Raw genomic sequence first — 17,801 nt, 5'->3', positions numbered from 1 at the left:
ATCTACTATCCTATAACTAAGTCTAGACCCGAATAATCTCCATGCTATTTGTACCTCCTGCGGTACCGATCATTCGACCCCGTGTTAATAAGACAAAGCCTTTTGATCCAAGATGACCTGATTTTACCAGCTCTTCAAGCACTTGTTGATTCAATGTTTCCGCATTAAATTGATAATAATTCATGAACACTGGAAAAACATTATGGACAAGGCACAAACGACCTATGGTTCGTTTGTTAGCTGAAACCGCGATAATAGGGACTCTACTTTGTTGTCTGGAGATCCATAAAGCGGTATCCCCTGATTCGGTCAACGTAATAATTGCTTGGATGGGAAAATGATTCGCTGCATGCATGGTTGCCATGGCAATAGCCTGATCCGCTCGCTGATAATGGCAGGCTTCAGTTTTATTGTTGTGATAGTAAAAACTGGCATGCTTTTCCGTACTCAGGCAGATCTTATTGACCATAGTCAATACCTTAACTGGGAATTGGCCACTGGCGGTTTCCGCAGACAACATCACGGCATCTGTCCCATCCAATATAGCATTGGCAACGTCTGAGACTTCTGCGCGGGTAGGCTGAGGATTATTAATCATCGATTCCATCATTTGGGTTGCGGTAATGACTACTTTATCTAATCGACGTGCTTCACCAATGATGTGCTTTTGGATTGCAGGGACTTCAGCGGCACCTATCTCAACTCCTAGATCGCCACGCGCAACCATGATTGCATCCGCCTCTTGAATTATTTCGGTTAGATAGTGTAATGCTTCCGTGCGTTCAATTTTAGCAATAACGGGTATTTTTTTGCCAAATTCAGTCATGAGCCTACGAGCATGGCGAATGTCCTCAGCGTCTTTTACGAAAGACAAACTGATGTAATCTACTTCAGCTTCGATGGCTGTACGTAAATCACGCTTGTCTTTATCCGTCATGGTTCTGGCTGCTAACCCGCCTCCCTTTCTGTTTAATCCCTTAAGATCACTTAAGCCCCCGCCTTCAATAACACGGCAATGAATTTTGGAGCCAGATATACTCATAACTTCCAACTCAACTAAACCATCATTTAGTAATAAATGATCTTCTGGAGCCAGTTCACGAGCAAGGTCGGGATATGCGACAGAAACTTCCTGTTCATCTCCTAGTAATTCTGCGGCATTACAATCCAAAGTAAACTCTTGGCCTTCAATCAAAGTGATCGATTTCTCTTTAAAACGACCGATACGAATTTTAGGCCCTTGTAAATCAGCCATTACTGCCAGTGGACAATTTAATTCTTCTGCAATCCCTCGAACTAAAGCAATAAGCTGTAATGCGGAGGCGTCAGCATGGGAAAAGTTGATGCGTACCACGTCAACACCTGCGGTTAACATGGCACGAAGTGTCGCCGGATTATTACTAGCCGGCCCTAATGTGGCAACGATTTTAGTTTGTCTTAACATCTTTTGCACGCTCCTGCAAAATGGCAACAGCTGGCAAGGTTTTTCCTTCTAAACACTCAAGAAATGCCCCACCTCCCGTGGAAACATAAGAAATTTGCTGATTTAGGTCATAGAGATCGATCGCAGCAAGCGTGTCCCCACCACCTGCGATGGAAAAGGCATCACTTTCGGCAATTGCAATCGCCAACGCCCGGGTTCCATAAGCAAATTGTGCAAATTCAAAAACTCCAACCGGGCCATTCCAAATGATGGTTTTAGCCTCATTAATAATGTCGACATACTCACTAACTGTCATGGGACCAATATCAAGGATCATGTCATCAGTGGCAACATTCTGTAACGACTTATTATATGCGGGACATTGTTCACTAAACGATTTACCGACTACTACATCAGTGGGTAAAGGTATGCGACATCCTTTTTCTTCAGCAATTTGGAGAATTTCTCGTGCCTCATCCAGTAAAGCTTCTTCGTAAAGTGAAACCCCAATTTCAAAACCCCGGGCTTTAAGGAATGTATTTGCAATACCCCCTCCAGGGATTAAGTAATCAACCAAAGTGACTAATTGACGTAATAAACTGAGTTTGGTAGAGACTTTGGCACCACCAACAATGGCAACAATCGGTTTCTGGGGCGCTGCGAGTGCTTTCTCTATGGCGTTGAGTTCACGAACTAATAAGGGACCTGCAACGGCAACTGGTGCATATTGAGCGACACCATAGGTAGAAGCTTGGGCTCGATGCGCTGTACCAAAGGCATCCATAACAAAGACATCACAAAGGCTTGCAAGTTTTTTGGCAAGCTGCTCATCATTATTCTTCTCACCCACATTGAAACGTACGTTTTCGCAAACGACTAACTCTCCTGGTTTAGCAACCACACCATTGAGGTAATCACTTACGAAATAAACAGGATAGTTCAAATGTTTTTGCAAGTATTCTGCAATAGGTTTCATCGAAAAGCGTCGTTCAATCTTTCCTTCTTCAGGACGGCCTAAATGAGATAAAACCATCACTGCCGCACCAGCATCTAAGGCTGCTTTTAAAGTGGGTAATGCCGCTTGCAAGCGTTGATCGCTGGTAATAATTCCCTCTTTGATTGGAACATTTAGATCTTCACGAATTAGTACCCGTTTCCCAGACAGGTCTATATCGCTCATTTGTATCAGACTCATCAATATCTCCAAACTGGGGTTTAGCAACTCATCATTTGATGTGCTGTATCAAGCATACGATTAGAAAAGCCCCATTCATTATCATACCAGGCTACGATTTTCACTAGGTTTCCAAATACTTTGGTTTGAGTAGTATCAAAAATAGATGATGCAGGATTATGATTAAAATCACAGGATACTAAAGGATCATCATTGATTTGTAAGATACGACTTTTGGCTTGACGTACGATGTCATTCACTTCTTTTACGGTAGTCTCACGCTTTGCTGTAAAGGTCAAATCGATAACAGAAACGTTAAGGACCGGAACACGCATCGCAAAACCATCGAGTTTTCCTGCTAACTCAGGTAAAACTAACCCTACCGCTGCGGCTGCGCCGGTTTTCGTTGGAATAATAGAGTGCGCTGCTGCACGAGCACGACGTAAATCTTCATGACTTCCATCCAAAAGCATTTGATCATTAGTATAAGCATGCACTGTATTTAATAAACCATATTCAATACCTAAGGCATCGTTTAAAGGTTTCACAACGGGTGCTAAGCAATTGGTGGTGCAAGATGCATTAGAAACGATGAGATCAGACGCTTTGAGCGTTTGGTGGTTCACACCATAAACGATGGTTGCATCCACATTTTTTCCTGGAGCGGAAATCAATACTTTTTTAGCACCCGCAGTAATATGCTGCATTGCTTTTTCGCGTTCAGTAAAGAAGCCAGTACACTCTAAAACTAAATCGATGTTTAACTCTTTCCAAGGCAGATTTAGAGGGTTCCGTTCTGCGATGATTTTGATTGCATGGCCATCCACTACTAACATGTCGCCTTCCACGCTGACATCAGATGCGAATCGGCCATGTGTTGTGTCATAACGGGTCAGATGGGCTGTAGTGTCAATTGCAGATAAATCATTGATTGCAACGATTTCAAATTCATTTTGTTTTTTGGATTCAAAAATTGCTCTTAAGATACAACGGCCAATGCGGCCATAGCCATTAATAGCGACACGTATTGTCATATTACTTCTCTCCAATTTTTAGTAATGAGTTACTATCTCAAGTTAAGCTTCTAATCGTTGCTACATTGCTAGGTTAAGGATGTTGTCATTCCCACGAAGACGGGAATCTATTCTTAAAGTAGCACGGTGCCTCGCCAGAAATGGGTTCCTACTTTCGCGGGAACGGTTGTTCTTTAACTTAATAGCAGTAAATCGTAGCCTGGGTAAGACAATGCCATGACCCGAGATATTTGATGGTTTCCCAGGGTGATGCTTTGCTCCACCCAGGCTACAAATTTATAATAATGTTTTAATGTGATACTAAGTCTTCCAAAGTTTTAATTATTCGCTCTACAGTAATATCCAGGTATTGATATGCCTGATTTGCTGGAGCTGATACACCGAAACGATCCAGGCCAATTACGGCACCTTGCAAGCCAACGAATTGGTACCAATAAGCCGAACTTGCGGCTTCAATTGCAATACGTGTATGGACGTTTTGGGGCAATACCTGATTTTTATAATTCTGGTCTTGCTCCAGGAATCGCTCTGCACAAGGCATAGAAACCACACGCACCTTAAGTCCACGTGTTTTCCCTTGCTCTGCGGCCGCGAGTGCCAACTGCACTTCCGAGCCTGTTGCAATCAAGATGGCATCCGGTGTGCCATCACAATCCATTATGATATAACCTCCCTTAGTTATTAATTCTGCTGCGGTTGCTCCATGGGGCAATGCAGGTAAATTTTGTCTTGAAAGCAGTAAGGATGTTGGCCCATTATGATGCTCCAAAGCGAGCTTCCATGCAACGGCTGTTTCCATTAAATCTGCAGGACGCCATACACTCATGCCTGGAGTCATCCGCAACATGGACGCATGTTCTACGGGTTGGTGGGTTGGACCGTCTTCGCCTAAACCAATAGAGTCGTGGGTAAAGACATAAATGACGCGTTGTTTCATTAATGCACTTAAACGGATGGCATTACGTGCATAATCTGCGAACACCAGGAAAGTACCCCCGTAAGGAATAAATCCTCCATGGACGGCCAGGCCATTCATGATTGCAGCCATACCAAATTCCCGTACCCCATAGTACAGGTAATTACCCGAGTAATCTTCGCCAGTGATGGCTTTGCTGCCTGACCAATCCGTATTATTGGAGCCCGTTAAATCAGCCGAACCCCCGAGCATTTCCGGCAACATACGAGCGAAATATTCGATACATTGTTGAGACGATTTACGAGTCGCGATCGCTTTGTCATTATTAAGGCATTGCTCAAAAAAAGCATTACTTTTACTTTCCCAATCATCTGGGAGATCGCCATTAATGCGGCGTAAAAATTCATAATGTTCTTGAGGATAGTGTTGTTGGTAGTCGTTTAAAAGAGAGAGCCATTGCTGTTCTTCTTTTTCGCCTTGCTCTTTATGACTCCATTGCTGATAAATGGCATCAGGGATCACAAAAGGATCATGTTTCCATTTAAAAAATTCGCGCACATTGGCAATGTCTTTTGCCCCCAAGGCGGCACCATGAGCTTTTTCACTGCCTGCGACGGAAGAACCAAGCCCGATTATAGTTTTGCATATAATCAGGGTGGGTTGGGTGGTATTGGCTTGAGCTTTAAGAATGGCTTGCTCAATCGCATCCATATCATGGCCATCGACTGCTTCGATGACTTGCCAATGATAGGCTTTGAAACGTTGTGCGGTATCATCAGTAAACCAGGAGTCCACTTTACCATCAATCGAAATCCCATTGTCATCGTAGAAGACAATAAGTTTCCCTAAACCTAAAGTTCCGGCGAGCGAACATGCTTCATGGGAAATACCCTCCATGAGGCAGCCATCACCTGTAAAAGCATACGTATAGTGATCCACAAGATCAAAATCATCGCGATTGAAGTGGGTCGCCAAAACGCGCTCTGCTAATGCCATTCCCACTGCGTTAGCTAGACCTTGCCCTAAAGGACCGGTAGTTGTTTCCACTCCAGGGGTATGACCAAGCTCTGGGTGTCCCGGAGTTTTCGAGTTTAATTGGCGAAAATCTTTCAAATCATCTATGGAGAGATTATATCCAGACAGATGAAGTAAGGAATACAGTAACATGGAACCATGCCCATTAGATAATACAAAGCGATCGCGGTTAAACCAAAGCGGGTTTTGCGGGTTGTGTTTTAAAAATTTGTTCCATAACACGGTGGCAATATCCGCCATCCCTAGAGGCATTCCGGGATGTCCTGATTGGGCTTGTTCTACCGCGTCTACACTTAAAATGCGAATGGCATTAGCTAATTCTTTGGAAAGATTCATGGATTCTCTTGTGCACTTAACTGGGTGTGATATTGTCGCTCAGAAGACAGGAATCAGCAAGAAAATAAGCGCATTTTTGATCATTTTTTTGCAAAAAGAGCTAATTTTGGCCTATTTTTTCGTTTTATGAGCATTCCTAAAACCACAAAATACCTACTTATAGTATAGATCGAATAACTCTAATAAAAAGACTTCCTTAGCACCAAAAGAGCATGTATATTTTTAATTGGTAAATACTCATGCATAGCAACAATAAATAGTTAAAATAGTTCATAAATTTTCTTTTTGTGTAATTTTATATATAATCAGACCTATTTTTTTACTTTTAAAGTTATTTATAGACAATAAACAAATGATAAATATAGAATTGTTTATTTGATATCCCGAAATTCCAAATTCATTTTAGGACATCATGACCCCACTAATTCGACATTTACAAGAAAGCTTTCCTGAATTATGTCTTCCTCAGGCTGGGCAAATTCCTAAGAACTGGGCATCAGAGCATATTCAAAAGCTAGGTCCGGGTTTTTATCGTAAGATAGTCCCTCTTCATCTGGTGTTGAATCTTGAATATAGCCTTTTAGGACAACAATTAAGAGCTAAATTCCTGTCGAAACAGGCAATCGCCCAAGAAGAGCTCAAAGAACAGCTGTTTGCTGCATTAATAATGGCTGAGCTTTTGGAAGAGATCTATAAAAACTATTTGATCATCCCCAGAGAAGTCACGCGCTTACGTCAGCAACAGAATTTATATCGTGAATTGTTAGAATTAATAGGCGCTCCTACACAAAAATCGAAAAAAGTAGAAGAAACTCCTTCGTTTACCCAACAAGTTCGCAATACCACCATCGAGATCAATTTATACCGTTTGTTATTAATCCGTTCCAAAAGGGCATTGGATCTCCTGGCTCTTCTGAAGACGAGCTCCGAGTCCTATCGAAATTTTGTCAAAATTATGGATACAGTAACCGATCCTATTTTGGCGCATTTATCGTGGTTTTTTTGGTTACCCCGTTTGTTAGTGAATCTAATTGTGCTAATAAAACATACGGTGCCGGGATGGTGGATGGATGATAAAGAGTACTCTTTAGGTTGGTATGTACGTCTGAGTACTCAATTAAAACGTCGCTGGTTCGAGTTAGGAAATGACATTGCCTGGGTTAGTTCCGGGTTCATTAATTGTTTTATTTTGACTGGTGCTTTGGCTCCATTTGGAATTTATGTATCGCTTGCTGTTTTTGCATTTGATGTCATCATGGCAATGACAAGAGCATATATCGAACTGAATCGTTTAAGCGAGCTGCGATCGCACTATGTGACCATGTTAAGTACTACAAGGGATGAGAAAGACCAAAGACAAATTAAGGAGCATATTAAGGCCATAGATAACCAAATTGACTTTGAACGATTTCGACTCGGTTCCCATGTAACCACGACCACTCTTATTTTTCTGGCAATGTGTTGTGCTCTTCCTATGTTTGCCGCGAATCCAATTATTCCACTGATTGCCGCAATGTGTTTGGTTACGATTTGTTTTATTAATTTTGCTATAGCAGAAGAGGTTAATAAGAGCCGGCCTCAAGATACCATTGACCGTTCAACCGCTTTGGCAAAATTGGGATTTTTTAACCAAAAGGAACAGCCCAAGGTTGTTCGCGATGTACAACACAATGAAGAAGATGATTTGCAACTGGATGGTCAATTGTGTTGTATCTAAATTAATGCAGCTATTATTAAACTCTTCCTTCGGATTACGGCGAAATCCTTAATGCTGCCAAATGATAAGCTGCTGAACACTCAAGTCTAAAACTTACCTAATAAGCGCCCAGGATTACTCCATGAATGATTCATCGAAGTATAGAGCCTTTATTAATTGAATGTTATGCTTTACTTCTTGTATCAATTTTCAAAGGTAAAGCATGTCTGCACCAGTAGGGTTACCCCAATTTAGTCGTATTGATGTAAATCATTTTCATTCTCATCTGGATGCCCTTTTAAAAAAGCATTTGGAAGAGGTTTCAAATTTGCTCAAAGAAAGCCCCCATTATACTTGGGATAATTTAATGTATCCCTTGGAGGATATGGCAGATGAGCTGGAGCGATTCTGGTCGCCGATGTCGCATTTGCATGGTGTCATGGATTCTCCAGAATTACGTAAATGCTATGATGCCTGCTTACCGCTTCTTTCAGCCTATGAATCGGCAATGGGCCATAACCATGAACTGTATGAGGCCATTAAATCCATTGATAAGCACGCGTTGAATCCAGTGCAACAAAAGTTGATTGCCGATAGTTTACGTGATTTTGAATTATCTGGAGTCGCACTCAATAAAGAGCGTAAAAAACGATTTGAAGCAATTCAGACGCGTCTAGATGAATTAACCAATCAATTTGAACATAATATTTTGGACGCCACGCAAGCATTTACGTTGCACATTAAAGATTCAGCGCGTTTGGCCGGATTACCGGAACACGCTTTAAATACAGCGAAAGAACTCGCGGCCGAAAAAGGCCTTGATGGACATGTACTCACTCTGGAATATCCATGTTACCAAGCGGTAATGACCTATGCCGAAGATCGGGCATTACGTGAAGAGATGTATCAAGCTTTTATTACGCGAGCTTCAGACCAAGGACCCAATGCGCATACCTATGACAATACACCTTTAATCAATGAAATTTTAGCATTGCGTCACGAAAAAGCCGAGCTTTTAGGTTTTAACAATTATGCAGAATTGTCCATTGCGACCAAAATGGCTGAGTCTACCAATCAAGTTAGAGAATTTATGAATGACTTGGTCAAACGCATCCATGACCAAGCTACCACGGAATTCAAGCAGCTGGAGCAATTTGCCAAAGAACAATTTAAGCTAAATCCGGTCAAACCGTGGGACGTGGGTTATTTGTCTGAAAAACGAAGACAAGCTTTGTTTACTTTGTCACAAGAAGATCTACGTCCTTATTTCCCACAACCTAAGGTCATGCAAGGGTTATTCGATTTAGTTAAAAAGCTGTATGGCATGTCAATTGAAGAAGTAAAGGGTGTGGATATTTGGCATAAAGACGTCCAATGTTATTGTGTGGTCGACGAACATGGAACGGTTCGAGGCTACGTATATACTGATTTATTTGCTAGACCCAACAAACACAGCGGTGCGTGGATGGACTCATTGCAAAGTCGCAGAAGATTGGAGGATGGTAAGGTACAGTTGCCGATAGCAACTTTGACCTGTAATTTTGCCAAAGCATCCGCCAATAAACCCGCGATGCTATCGCATGAGGAAGTAGTCACTTTATTCCATGAATTTGGTCATTGTCTGCATCACATTTTAACTCAAGTCGATTATCTAGGTGCTTCTGGCATCAATGGGGTAGAGTGGGACGCCGTAGAATTACCCAGTCAATTTTTTGAAAATTGGTGTTGGGAAAAAAGTGGTTTGGATGTTTTAACGGCACATGTGGACAGCGGTGAACCGATTCCCGAATCGCTTTTTGAGCGTTTGATCGCTGCTAAAAATTTCCAATCGGCGATGGCGATGTTACGGCAGATGGAGTTTTCTATATTTGATTTCCGTATTCATCAAGAGTTTATGCCAAGCCAAGATTCCTTGGTTGAGAATATTTTGGCTGATGTTCGTTCTAAAACCAGCGTGATCCCGGTTGTCCCATATAACCGTTTTCCACACAGTTTTAGTCATATATTTGCCGGTGGATATGCAGCAGGGTACTACAGTTACAGTTGGGCAGAAGTGTTGTCCAGCGATGCTTTTTCTCGATTTGAAGAGGAAGGAGTTTTAAATCCTAAAACCGGACGCGATTTCTTGCATCATATTTTGGAAGTCGGCAGCTCGAAGAAAGCGGCCGAGGCCTATAAAGAGTTCCGAGGCCGCCCAGCAACGGTTGATGCGCTATTACGTCACAATGGAATTCAAGGTTAAAGCAAACCTGGGTGAGAGCAAAGTCTCAAACCCAGGAAATTCCCTCTGAATTTTCAAAAGAAAACTGCTATTGTGTGTACATTTTATGTTATACTTATAGTGTACAAAGGGGGCGACCTGGCTTCGACGTGGGTTGCAAAACCAGAGGTGCATGCCGAGAATGAGAACTCTCGTAAATCAGACTCAAATAAATATAAATGCAAACGATGAAAACTTTGCTGGTGGGGAAGCTATCGCTGCCTAATAAGCACTTTAGATGAACCATCACTGTGTACTGGCCAATAAACCCAGTATCCCGTTCGACCGAGCCCGCTTATCGGTATCGAATCAACGGTCATAAGAGATAAGCTAGTGTCTTAATCCATCCCGTATTAAGATGCGAAATTCAGGGAATCGCTGTGTAGTATCCTGCCCGTCGGAGAATGCACAGTTAAATCAAAAGACACGGCTACGCATGTAGAGCTGAAGGCAGAGGATTTGCGGACGCGGGTTCGATTCCCGCCGCCTCCACCAATTAACTTGTTGATTTTAAAGAAAAAAACTAAAATATTCCTATGCGGCGGCACCAAGCCGGCACCATTTCAACAGATCTTTCTCCCTTTTTTACACTATTAAGGAGCAAATAATGGGAAAACTAGGAGAAAAATATATTGGTACATTTTGGGCTTATGACAAAGACGATAATGCTTATAAAATTAATGTATTTAGCTCAATTATTGATTGTGGAAATGCACAGGATCCAAATGCTACAAGACTTGGCTTGAATCGATTATGCACGGAAGATGGTTTGGCCGTTAATGTGGTTGATATAGAAAATGGTGAGTTTTTGATTGTCCAAACGAATACAAGTATCTATATGAAGCGGAATACCGATCTGCAATCTTGAACTATTAGTTTATAACAAGTAGTCAACAATCTAAATGACGACTCCAATCGTGAACTGGGCGGTATCCCGATTGTGAAGAACTATCTGGTATCCATCGACCATAAGTCTTAATAACCATTTCAACATCAACATGACCTAGTTGCTTAGATACCCACATAATGTTTTCCCCTTGAGATAACATCATAGATGCATATGTATGGCGGGTTTGGTAGGTGTTACGATAGCGAATACCAGCTCTTTTTAAAATATGCATCCATTGGGTACGACGAATTTGCTGCGATGTTTCCCAAGGTTTATTCGTTTGTGGATTATGAAATACTCTTCCTTTTAAAGAAAAAGTATATTGCTTTTGTTTCTCTAATGCTTCTAATGCTGGGGGTAATAATAAGACATCTCGAACTCCTGCTTCCGTTTTTGGCCCTTTCGCTTCTTTTGCAACTATTGTTTCTTCAACATGAATGATTTGATTTTGAAAATCTACGTCTTCCCATCTCAGCCCAATCAGTTCTGAGACCCTTAAACCTGTGAAAAAAGCGAATTGAAACAAGAAACGTACTTGACCTTCTGACTTATTTAATATGGCGTTTATTTCATCCACACTAAATGGATCCGGCTTATAATCACTCTTTTTTGTTTCTTTATTAAGTAATTTATCAACAATAATGCTATTAAGAGGGTTCTCTTTGATGTATTGATCTACTAGTGCTTGTTCTATGACAGCGCGCAGTGGGATTAGAATGTTCGCCACAGTTTTAGTAGTACAATTAAGATTCCTAATCCATTTCCTGAGTATGGCAGGCTGTAAATCCTGAATTTCAACTTTATCAAACATTGGGAATAGGTGGCCATCACAAACACGCTTATAGCCTCGGAAAGTGCTCGCTTCTTTAGTTGATTTCGCTTCTTCTAAAAACTCTCGAAGTAACTCACCAATGGTTATTTTAGATTTAACATGCCCAAAGATATAGGCGCGCTTTGAGTTAGGAAAATAATCCGTATAAGAAAAAGTTCCGCGTTCAATAGCATTTAAAATTTCACCACGAAGACGTTCTGCATATTTTATATTTGCAGCTGTAGCCTCAATTTTAATGGGTTCAAAGCAGCGAACTCCACGATAATAAAAACTGATTCTTAGGGTTGTTTTCCCTGATGGCCATTTTCTAACAACTACCCCATTTGCAGTTTTTGGAGCGTCGCTTGATCGCCGTTTTCCACCCATTTTTCAACCTCCACCAAGTTAATCCATAAATTACCATCTGGTCCCAATTTGCAATGTAAGCCATCTAGCCACATACCTCGCTTACGTTTGCAATGCACTGCGTTTGTGGTATCTCCAGTATCTTGGCAATATTTTTTTAATTTTACCCATTTCACGATATATCACTCCATTGATGCGCTGAGTTGTCGAAAGCCTTTAGGAAGAGGTAAATATTTTTTAAAGTGTTTTTCTTGAGTGTGTATTTCAAGAATCATTTGGTATAACCGTACTAATTGCAGCTCGGAAGAAAAATTAAGTGGTACGAAGTTATCGCAATAGATTGCACGAATATTTTTAATTGGGGAATTAGAAAGATCTGCAATATTTTTTAAGGTGTAGTTAGTTGACTCCAAAAGATATTGAATAATTCCTTTATAAATTTGTACCTTGGAATTGTTATCCATGAATAATACTCCTTTGACTATCTTATCCAGTAGCTAACTTATTCATTAAATGTCAAATTATCTGGCAATTTTATTTGGTGAACTAATCAGCAACATGATATATTGGCGATAATTATTCTATTTAAGATTATTTTAGCAGATTAATTGAATAAAATTATTCAATTAATGATAATTTACATATCATAGTATGTTTTTGTCAATCTATTTTTGAATAAATTTATTCATTTCGTTGGGTTATTATTAATGGCTGATATGACGTTAAGCGAGAATTTGCAACAACTCATGAGGATACATGGGAATATTTCTGTTAGTGAGTTAGCTCGGTTAACTGGCATACCTCAACCTACTATCCATCACATTCTAACTGGTTCTACGAAAAATCCACGGAAAAAAGCACTAGAAGAATTATCCCGTTATTTTTCTGTTTCCATCGATGAATTAATTGGCCAAGAACCTTTGCCTGCTGTGATTCCTGATGCTGTTAAAGAAAATTTGCAGATCAGTACCATACCTGTCATCAAATGGGAATCATTAAAAGAATGGCCTTCAGGAACAGCCAAAACTCAAGACACACAAGAAATATTAATCGATAAGAAAATTGACAAAAACTCTTTCGCGTTAATTATGCCAGACACATCAATGGAACCTCTTTTTCAACAAAATAGTCTTTTAATCTTTGATTCAGGTAAAACTCCTAAGGATAGGGACTTCGTAATCGTGCACTTATCAACAGAGGGAGTAATCTCTTTTAATAGATTATTTATCGAAAATAATACCTTTTATCTGCGACAAGGCTTAGAAGATGGAAGCCTTAAACTAACAAAATTGGACAAAACCCATGATCGAATTCTAGGGACACTTATTGAGGCACGGATTCAATATTAAGTTTGTAGTCATTAGGAATTTCTTCATGTAATCCAAATATAAATGGATTAAAGTTTGTATGAATATCGTAATGGTCTACTAGCTCCACCTTCTTTAGATATTTCACGACTAACCAAGCAGGAAAAACCATAAGGACTGCACAACTCATTTTCCATAGATAACCACAAATCATCATCCATCCAAGATGATGTTCTGTTAGCTTGCCAAAATAATTAAGCATATCAACAACTATTGTGAGCAAGGCTTGTCCTAAAGCTGTTGATAGTAGGCTTCTCATTATAAAAAATTTCCCCTTTAGAAAAATCTTCCACTTTGATAAAAGGTAAACATTAGTCAGCTCTCCAATAAGAAGGCCAATAAGTCCCGAACCCACATACCTTAACGTAGGATCAAATACAATTTCATATGCTGAGGCTTGTGTGAAAAACTCGGGTGCGGGTAGATGAGATACAGTAATCACAACTAAAGAAAATAAAAATTCAGCTAAGACACCAATCCAAATAAATAATCTGGGGTATGCATATCCGTATACCTCACCAACGATATCACAAATACTAAAAGTAAGAGGGAATACAAAAATACCTCCGGGCTCAAGCATCGATCCTATCTGAGTTATCCTGCTTGCTAAGCACACCGTTGATAGCAAAAAAGTTAAATAAAGACCGAGCAATAAGTAAGGGTATTTATATTGCTTCTTGCGAGTTAATGCGTCAAAAATTTCCTTCTTCAAAACATCTCCTTGCTACTGCTATTTATCTTTATTAACTAATTGATATTCTTTCACGGTCTCTCTAACACCAGCCATATAACCAATTTTATTTGCATCTTCAGGTTTAAACTTTGCTATTAATTCTTTATCTTTTGAAAGTTCTGAAGGAGATTTTTTTATAGTAGTTGCTTTAGATTTTGATCTGATTTCAAGCAGATACTCATCTACTTCAGGAGTCATGTGCTGCACCACGATAGAATAATCAGGTTTTAATCGCTCTACAGTAGCCATATAAGTTAAAGTACGGACGGTTTTAGTATCCAGATTCTCAATTAACTCGTTGTCCATAATAATATCGCTGATATTTTTTTCTTGTGTATGCCTCTCAGACAATTTAATTACGGCTTTTGTGAAGCCAGTTTTTTTACACTCAAAAATATCAACGATTTCATACTGTGGTTTTTTTGATGTTTCAGCCATAAATTCTTTTAGCATTTCAGCAAACCACTCATACCAACTAATCTTTTGTTTCATAATCCGTTACTCAAATTATTCCAATTGCACCAATGCTCTCTTTCCCATATTCAGGCATTAATAAATCATCAGGAAATTGTCCCTTTCTATTGATATACTCGCAGTGTTCTACTGACAAGCCATTCTTGGTTAAACATCGTTCTAATACTTCCTTAGTAATCCAATGCACAAACTTAGGTAACGAGCTTGCCCGTCCACTACTTTCATACTCCGCTGGTTCAGTTATTTCACCAGGCCATTCTTCATTATTCTCGACTCGTCTATTGAATTCAGGAATAAATCGCTGCCAGTTTTTCAAAAACGGTGTTTCGCAAACGATGTATATTTTTCCATTTGGAGTCAGCAGTTTTGATAATAAAGCCAATGATTCCTCTATTTTCGCACCTGAGAAAAAATGTAAAACACGACAAATCAAAATGGCATCAAACTGTTTTTCAGGAAGGCCAATGAGCTCATTAGGCAATTCACCGGGTACAAGAATTAGCTTACTACTATCTCCGGTCAAGGATTCACTGGAATCATCTGTTATTTCCAAGAATCGTTGGCGAACAACAGCTAAATTTTCAGGATCAATGTCATTGCAAAAAACTGTCGCTCCTTTTGCAATCGCTTCCAATGTTGCTGCACCAAAGGCAGCACCTATTTCCAGTACCTTACCCCCTTGTTTAGCAGATAAAGCTGCATGTTCAATGAACCTTTGTGAAACAGGATCGCAAGGTGTTGTTGTAAAGCCACCGAATGGATTATGTGTTTTTGTAAATATACCGGTACTTTCTCTGGATGATGGAGCTTCTACATGAGTAATACTTTTTGGATTAGCAGCGATGTTGTTATCGTGATCTATACTAAGCCCCTCTAGTTTGTAGATATTCCATGGAAGCTCAAGAGGTGGCTCTACTTCTGAGGTTAATTCATCAAATAGTTTTACTGTTTGATCAATCTGTGTTTTGAATGATAGAAGGAAAGTAATTGTGGGTGTGCCAAAGTGATGAGCCCATCGAGTAGCTCTAATAATCTTAAACTCATGCTTAAGGGATTCTGAGCTTAGATGACGGTAAAAGCCTTCAAATAGAATAGTGGCTCGAGTCATGCAGAGATATTGATTAACATCATGGTTTTCGATTAGTTTGTCTAACTCTGCTAGTAAAATGAGACTATTTTTTAAAACGCCATTAATTTTGTTATAATTTTCAACAGTTTCTTTAATCGCTTTGCAAAAATCTAAAACTTCCATTTAAATATATCCTACATCCTAAAGACTCTTGCAATATATAATTAAGACTAATTAATTTCAATAATTTTATTCAAATCATGATGAATGGCTTAAGAATAGACCGTAAGCATTAGCTATTCGTGTGATAAATTTGATTTTGTATGCTTTCAAAAAGAAGTGTAGGTAGACTAGGCATAAAAGCACAAGAAGTTAAAAGGAAAACACCTTATAAGGATGCCAATCATTTTTTTATTTAGATGCGATAGGCTTAACAGCCGAGTAAATATTAGGGTAGCTAATTATACAAGCTTCAAAAATAGAAAGAAGGCGAGCACTAGATATAAAAAAATTTATAAAAAAAGCTGTTGATAGCAATAAAATTAAACTAAATCATTTTAAATGAAAAATAAAAAAATATTTATACATAGCAAATAGGCTGAAAAAATGACTCTTAAATCAATAGCCTATTGTTTTTTATCCTTTCTTCTACTTGATTCTTTATTTTTTGGAGATCGTCTGGCATAAATTCTAAAATATCATTGAAAAGAGATTCAGCATTTTCAAGATCATCAGTACCTAATTCACAAGGTAATGGAAGCATCCCAGGCATAATTTCATCAGCATTTTTTTCCAGTGTATTTGTCATTTGTTTGAACACTGTTTCACTCAAAGGATATCTATAATTAAAATAATCATTGATTATTCTAAGTTGTTTTATACTATCTTCATTCAATTTAATAAACTTAACTCTTTTTAGAAGCCTATATAGATCATGTGTGGGGATATATCTGCTATTTTCCCATATATCACATCCTTTTAATAATAACTCAATGGCATAATGATAAAGTATGGAACATTGTTTCATAAGTAGTGGAAACTTATGCAACTCATGAGCAGCAGAAACCATCAAAAAAGATTCTTGTATAAATCTATCTACCTCTGTCTTGGGTATTTTGATTTCATCTTTGGTTAGCTTTTTTCTAAGAATGAAACTCTTATATCCAATAAAGTTATCAGGTAAAGTAGCAAACACCGAAAATCCCATCTTTTCATAAAATTCTTTTGCTTGGAATTCTGTTGTATCAACTTGGATAATGTTGCAATTATTATCTATTGCTAATTTTTCCAATTCCCCAAAAATTTTAGTACCAAGTTTTTTACCTCGATAATTTTCATGAATCCACATCGTAAATATTCGGCATAATTGTCCAAATATATCACCTTTTACACCACCAATAACTTCGTTTTCATTATTAGTTGCATAGATACAAAATGGCTTTGTCTCATACGCGCCAATAATTAACTCATTGAATCGTTTAAGATTGCTATACAGAATATTACCTACGGTTTTGTTTTCGGTGCAATCAACTACAATGTTAAATTGATTAGTCATTAGTCCTCATCATTGGTTGATTAAAAATAAATGGTTTCCTTTTGCTGTTAATTCATTTTCATAATTCTTATCTTGTCCAATCAGGCTTAATGCGTAATCTAAAGCTCCTAGAATTGTAGCTTTATCATAACCCCCCATTCCAGATTTAATCACCAAACCACCCAACTCAATTTTATGCCGAGTATCAGCTTTGCGTTTCTTCAATTTCTCCAGCGCCAGTGATTTTTCGCAACAAGCAAGAAGTTGTTTTTCTTTATCAATTTGTTTAAGTGTTGTCATTACGTAGCCCCTCGCCCAGTCTCAAAAATGCTGCTTCTAATCGTTGCATATTAAATTGATGAAGGCCATGTTTGTAGGCAAGAGTACCAATTTCAAGTTTGTGCTTTTGTTGTAACTTCTCTAACTTGATTTTAGCTTTTTCGATTCTATCCAAGAGTACTGCTTCCATTTGCGATACTGTCTTCGTAGACATAATCATTTCTCCGCAAATGAGTTAACAGATTTAGCGTACAGTGCCAGATCTCTAAAAGCAATAGGTCTTACCAATAAATTGAGCGCAGCGAAATTCAAAGTCCCTAAGTGAAACGAAAGGGCGCAATATACATTCTTTCGAATGTTTGCTAAAGTCATAAAAACAATGATGAAATACCACTAATGGATAGG

17 protein-coding genes and 1 other RNA gene are annotated in these 17,801 nt (G+C 39.0%); 5 read left to right on the top strand and 13 right to left on the bottom strand.

Going from position 1 to position 17,801, the window contains the following annotated elements; all coding sequences use genetic code 11:
• Positions 1-22: 22 nt before the first annotated feature.
• From pyk to tkt, 4 genes are all read right to left on the bottom strand, one after another.
• The gene (gene pyk / locus HBNCFIEN_RS15555) at positions 23-1,444 is read right to left on the bottom strand and encodes a pyruvate kinase (RefSeq protein WP_182391962.1); all 1,422 of its coding nucleotides are present in this window, start codon (positions 1,442-1,444) and stop codon (positions 23-25) included.
• A complete protein-coding gene (locus HBNCFIEN_RS15550) occupies positions 1,428-2,618 on the bottom strand; it encodes a phosphoglycerate kinase (RefSeq protein ID WP_182391961.1) in 1,191 nt (396 codons plus the stop codon). Before HBNCFIEN_RS15550 ends, pyk begins: the two co-directional genes overlap by 17 nt.
• Positions 2,619-2,638: 20 nt before the next feature.
• Positions 2,639-3,631 (bottom strand): type I glyceraldehyde-3-phosphate dehydrogenase, encoded by a 993-nt coding sequence (gap, locus tag HBNCFIEN_RS15545; RefSeq protein ID WP_182391960.1) that lies wholly within the window; start codon positions 3,629-3,631, stop codon positions 2,639-2,641.
• 289 nt (positions 3,632-3,920) lie between these two features.
• Positions 3,921-5,918: a transketolase gene (gene tkt, locus HBNCFIEN_RS15540; RefSeq protein ID WP_182391959.1), complete on the bottom strand. Its 1,998-nt coding sequence runs from the start codon at positions 5,916-5,918 to the stop codon at positions 3,921-3,923.
• 412 nt (positions 5,919-6,330) lie between these two features.
• Between tkt and HBNCFIEN_RS15535 the strand changes: the two genes are divergently transcribed.
• From HBNCFIEN_RS15535 to HBNCFIEN_RS15520, 4 genes are all read left to right on the top strand, one after another.
• On the top strand, positions 6,331-7,635 hold the full coding sequence (locus HBNCFIEN_RS15535) for a hypothetical protein (RefSeq protein WP_182391958.1): 1,305 nt from the start codon (positions 6,331-6,333) through the stop codon (positions 7,633-7,635).
• A 202-nt stretch (positions 7,636-7,837) separates the two neighbouring features.
• On the top strand, positions 7,838-9,856 hold the full coding sequence (locus HBNCFIEN_RS15530) for a M3 family metallopeptidase (RefSeq protein WP_182391957.1): 2,019 nt from the start codon (positions 7,838-7,840) through the stop codon (positions 9,854-9,856).
• A gap of 108 nt (positions 9,857-9,964) precedes the next feature.
• Positions 9,965-10,369: a transfer-messenger RNA gene (ssrA, locus tag HBNCFIEN_RS15525) on the top strand.
• Positions 10,370-10,481: 112 nt separating this feature from the next.
• Entirely contained in the window at positions 10,482-10,742 is a 261-nt protein-coding gene (locus HBNCFIEN_RS15520; RefSeq protein WP_182391956.1) for a hypothetical protein, read from the top strand.
• Positions 10,743-10,764: 22 nt separating this feature from the next.
• Here HBNCFIEN_RS15520 and HBNCFIEN_RS15515 read toward each other — a convergent pair whose 3' ends face one another.
• From HBNCFIEN_RS15515 to HBNCFIEN_RS15505, 3 genes are read right to left on the bottom strand one after another with little or no spacing between them, the layout of a single operon-like run.
• Complete coding sequence (locus HBNCFIEN_RS15515) at positions 10,765-11,961, bottom strand: site-specific integrase (RefSeq protein WP_182391955.1); 1,197 nt, start codon at positions 11,959-11,961, stop codon at positions 10,765-10,767.
• Positions 11,910-12,116 (bottom strand): excisionase, encoded by a 207-nt coding sequence (locus HBNCFIEN_RS15510; protein ID WP_106220930.1) that lies wholly within the window; start codon positions 12,114-12,116, stop codon positions 11,910-11,912. The genes HBNCFIEN_RS15515 and HBNCFIEN_RS15510 overlap by 52 nt, the downstream gene beginning before the upstream one ends.
• A 6-nt stretch (positions 12,117-12,122) precedes the next feature.
• Positions 12,123-12,404, bottom strand: a complete 282-nt coding sequence (locus HBNCFIEN_RS15505) for a hypothetical protein (protein ID WP_131778533.1) — start codon at positions 12,402-12,404, stop codon at positions 12,123-12,125.
• 243 nt (positions 12,405-12,647) lie between these two features.
• On the opposite strand from HBNCFIEN_RS15505, the gene HBNCFIEN_RS15500 reads away from it, so the two are divergent.
• Positions 12,648-13,289 (top strand): LexA family transcriptional regulator, encoded by a 642-nt coding sequence (locus HBNCFIEN_RS15500; RefSeq protein ID WP_182391954.1) that lies wholly within the window; start codon positions 12,648-12,650, stop codon positions 13,287-13,289.
• Here the strand turns inward: HBNCFIEN_RS15500 and HBNCFIEN_RS15495 are convergent.
• From HBNCFIEN_RS15495 to HBNCFIEN_RS15470, 6 genes are all read right to left on the bottom strand, one after another.
• On the bottom strand, positions 13,264-14,019 hold the full coding sequence (locus HBNCFIEN_RS15495) for a queuosine precursor transporter (RefSeq protein ID WP_182391953.1): 756 nt from the start codon (positions 14,017-14,019) through the stop codon (positions 13,264-13,266). The genes HBNCFIEN_RS15500 and HBNCFIEN_RS15495 overlap by 26 nt on opposite strands.
• Positions 14,020-14,037: 18 nt before the next feature.
• A complete protein-coding gene (locus HBNCFIEN_RS15490) occupies positions 14,038-14,532 on the bottom strand; it encodes a hypothetical protein (protein WP_182391952.1) in 495 nt (164 codons plus the stop codon).
• 10 nt (positions 14,533-14,542) lie between these two features.
• Positions 14,543-15,766 carry a class I SAM-dependent methyltransferase gene (locus HBNCFIEN_RS15485; RefSeq protein WP_182391951.1) on the bottom strand — a complete coding sequence of 408 codons (1,224 nt, stop codon included), beginning with the start codon at positions 15,764-15,766 and terminating at the stop codon, positions 14,543-14,545.
• A 430-nt stretch (positions 15,767-16,196) separates the two neighbouring features.
• Entirely contained in the window at positions 16,197-17,138 is a 942-nt protein-coding gene (locus HBNCFIEN_RS15480) for a GNAT family N-acetyltransferase (RefSeq protein WP_182391950.1), read from the bottom strand.
• Positions 17,139-17,147: 9 nt separating this feature from the next.
• Positions 17,148-17,417: a conjugal transfer protein TraD gene (locus HBNCFIEN_RS15475; RefSeq protein ID WP_182391949.1), complete on the bottom strand. Its 270-nt coding sequence runs from the start codon at positions 17,415-17,417 to the stop codon at positions 17,148-17,150.
• Positions 17,404-17,610, bottom strand: a complete 207-nt coding sequence (locus tag HBNCFIEN_RS15470; protein WP_182391948.1) for a hypothetical protein — start codon at positions 17,608-17,610, stop codon at positions 17,404-17,406. Before HBNCFIEN_RS15470 ends, HBNCFIEN_RS15475 begins: the two co-directional genes overlap by 14 nt.
• Positions 17,611-17,801 lie beyond the last annotated feature (191 nt).

This window comes from Legionella sp. PC997 (assembly GCF_014109825.1).
In the GTDB taxonomy this organism is placed as follows: Bacteria; Pseudomonadota; Gammaproteobacteria; order Legionellales; family Legionellaceae; genus Legionella.
Note: the sequence above shows the minus strand (reverse complement) of the source record. Positions and strands in the feature narration are given on the sequence as shown.

Bases quoted from the DNA above. Each gene is read 5' to 3' on its own strand.
- pyk (WP_182391962.1), bottom strand. From the start codon at position 1,444: ATGTTAAGACAAACTAAAATCGTTGCCACATTAGGGCCGGCTAGTAAT.
- HBNCFIEN_RS15550 (WP_182391961.1), bottom strand. From the start codon at position 2,618: ATGAGTCTGATACAAATGAGCGATATAGACCTGTCTGGGAAACGGGTA.
- gap (WP_182391960.1), bottom strand. From the start codon at position 3,631: ATGACAATACGTGTCGCTATTAATGGCTATGGCCGCATTGGCCGTTGT.
- tkt (WP_182391959.1), bottom strand. From the start codon at position 5,918: ATGAATCTTTCCAAAGAATTAGCTAATGCCATTCGCATTTTAAGTGTA.
- HBNCFIEN_RS15535 (WP_182391958.1), top strand. From the start codon at position 6,331: ATGACCCCACTAATTCGACATTTACAAGAAAGCTTTCCTGAATTATGT.
- HBNCFIEN_RS15530 (WP_182391957.1), top strand. From the start codon at position 7,838: ATGTCTGCACCAGTAGGGTTACCCCAATTTAGTCGTATTGATGTAAAT.
- HBNCFIEN_RS15520 (WP_182391956.1), top strand. From the start codon at position 10,482: ATGGGAAAACTAGGAGAAAAATATATTGGTACATTTTGGGCTTATGAC.
- HBNCFIEN_RS15515 (WP_182391955.1), bottom strand. From the start codon at position 11,961: ATGGGTGGAAAACGGCGATCAAGCGACGCTCCAAAAACTGCAAATGGG.
- HBNCFIEN_RS15505 (WP_131778533.1), bottom strand. From the start codon at position 12,404: ATGGATAACAATTCCAAGGTACAAATTTATAAAGGAATTATTCAATAT.
- HBNCFIEN_RS15500 (WP_182391954.1), top strand. From the start codon at position 12,648: ATGGCTGATATGACGTTAAGCGAGAATTTGCAACAACTCATGAGGATA.
- HBNCFIEN_RS15490 (WP_182391952.1), bottom strand. From the start codon at position 14,532: ATGAAACAAAAGATTAGTTGGTATGAGTGGTTTGCTGAAATGCTAAAA.
- HBNCFIEN_RS15485 (WP_182391951.1), bottom strand. From the start codon at position 15,766: ATGGAAGTTTTAGATTTTTGCAAAGCGATTAAAGAAACTGTTGAAAAT.
- HBNCFIEN_RS15480 (WP_182391950.1), bottom strand. From the start codon at position 17,138: ATGACTAATCAATTTAACATTGTAGTTGATTGCACCGAAAACAAAACC.
- HBNCFIEN_RS15475 (WP_182391949.1), bottom strand. From the start codon at position 17,417: ATGACAACACTTAAACAAATTGATAAAGAAAAACAACTTCTTGCTTGT.
- HBNCFIEN_RS15470 (WP_182391948.1), bottom strand. From the start codon at position 17,610: ATGTCTACGAAGACAGTATCGCAAATGGAAGCAGTACTCTTGGATAGA.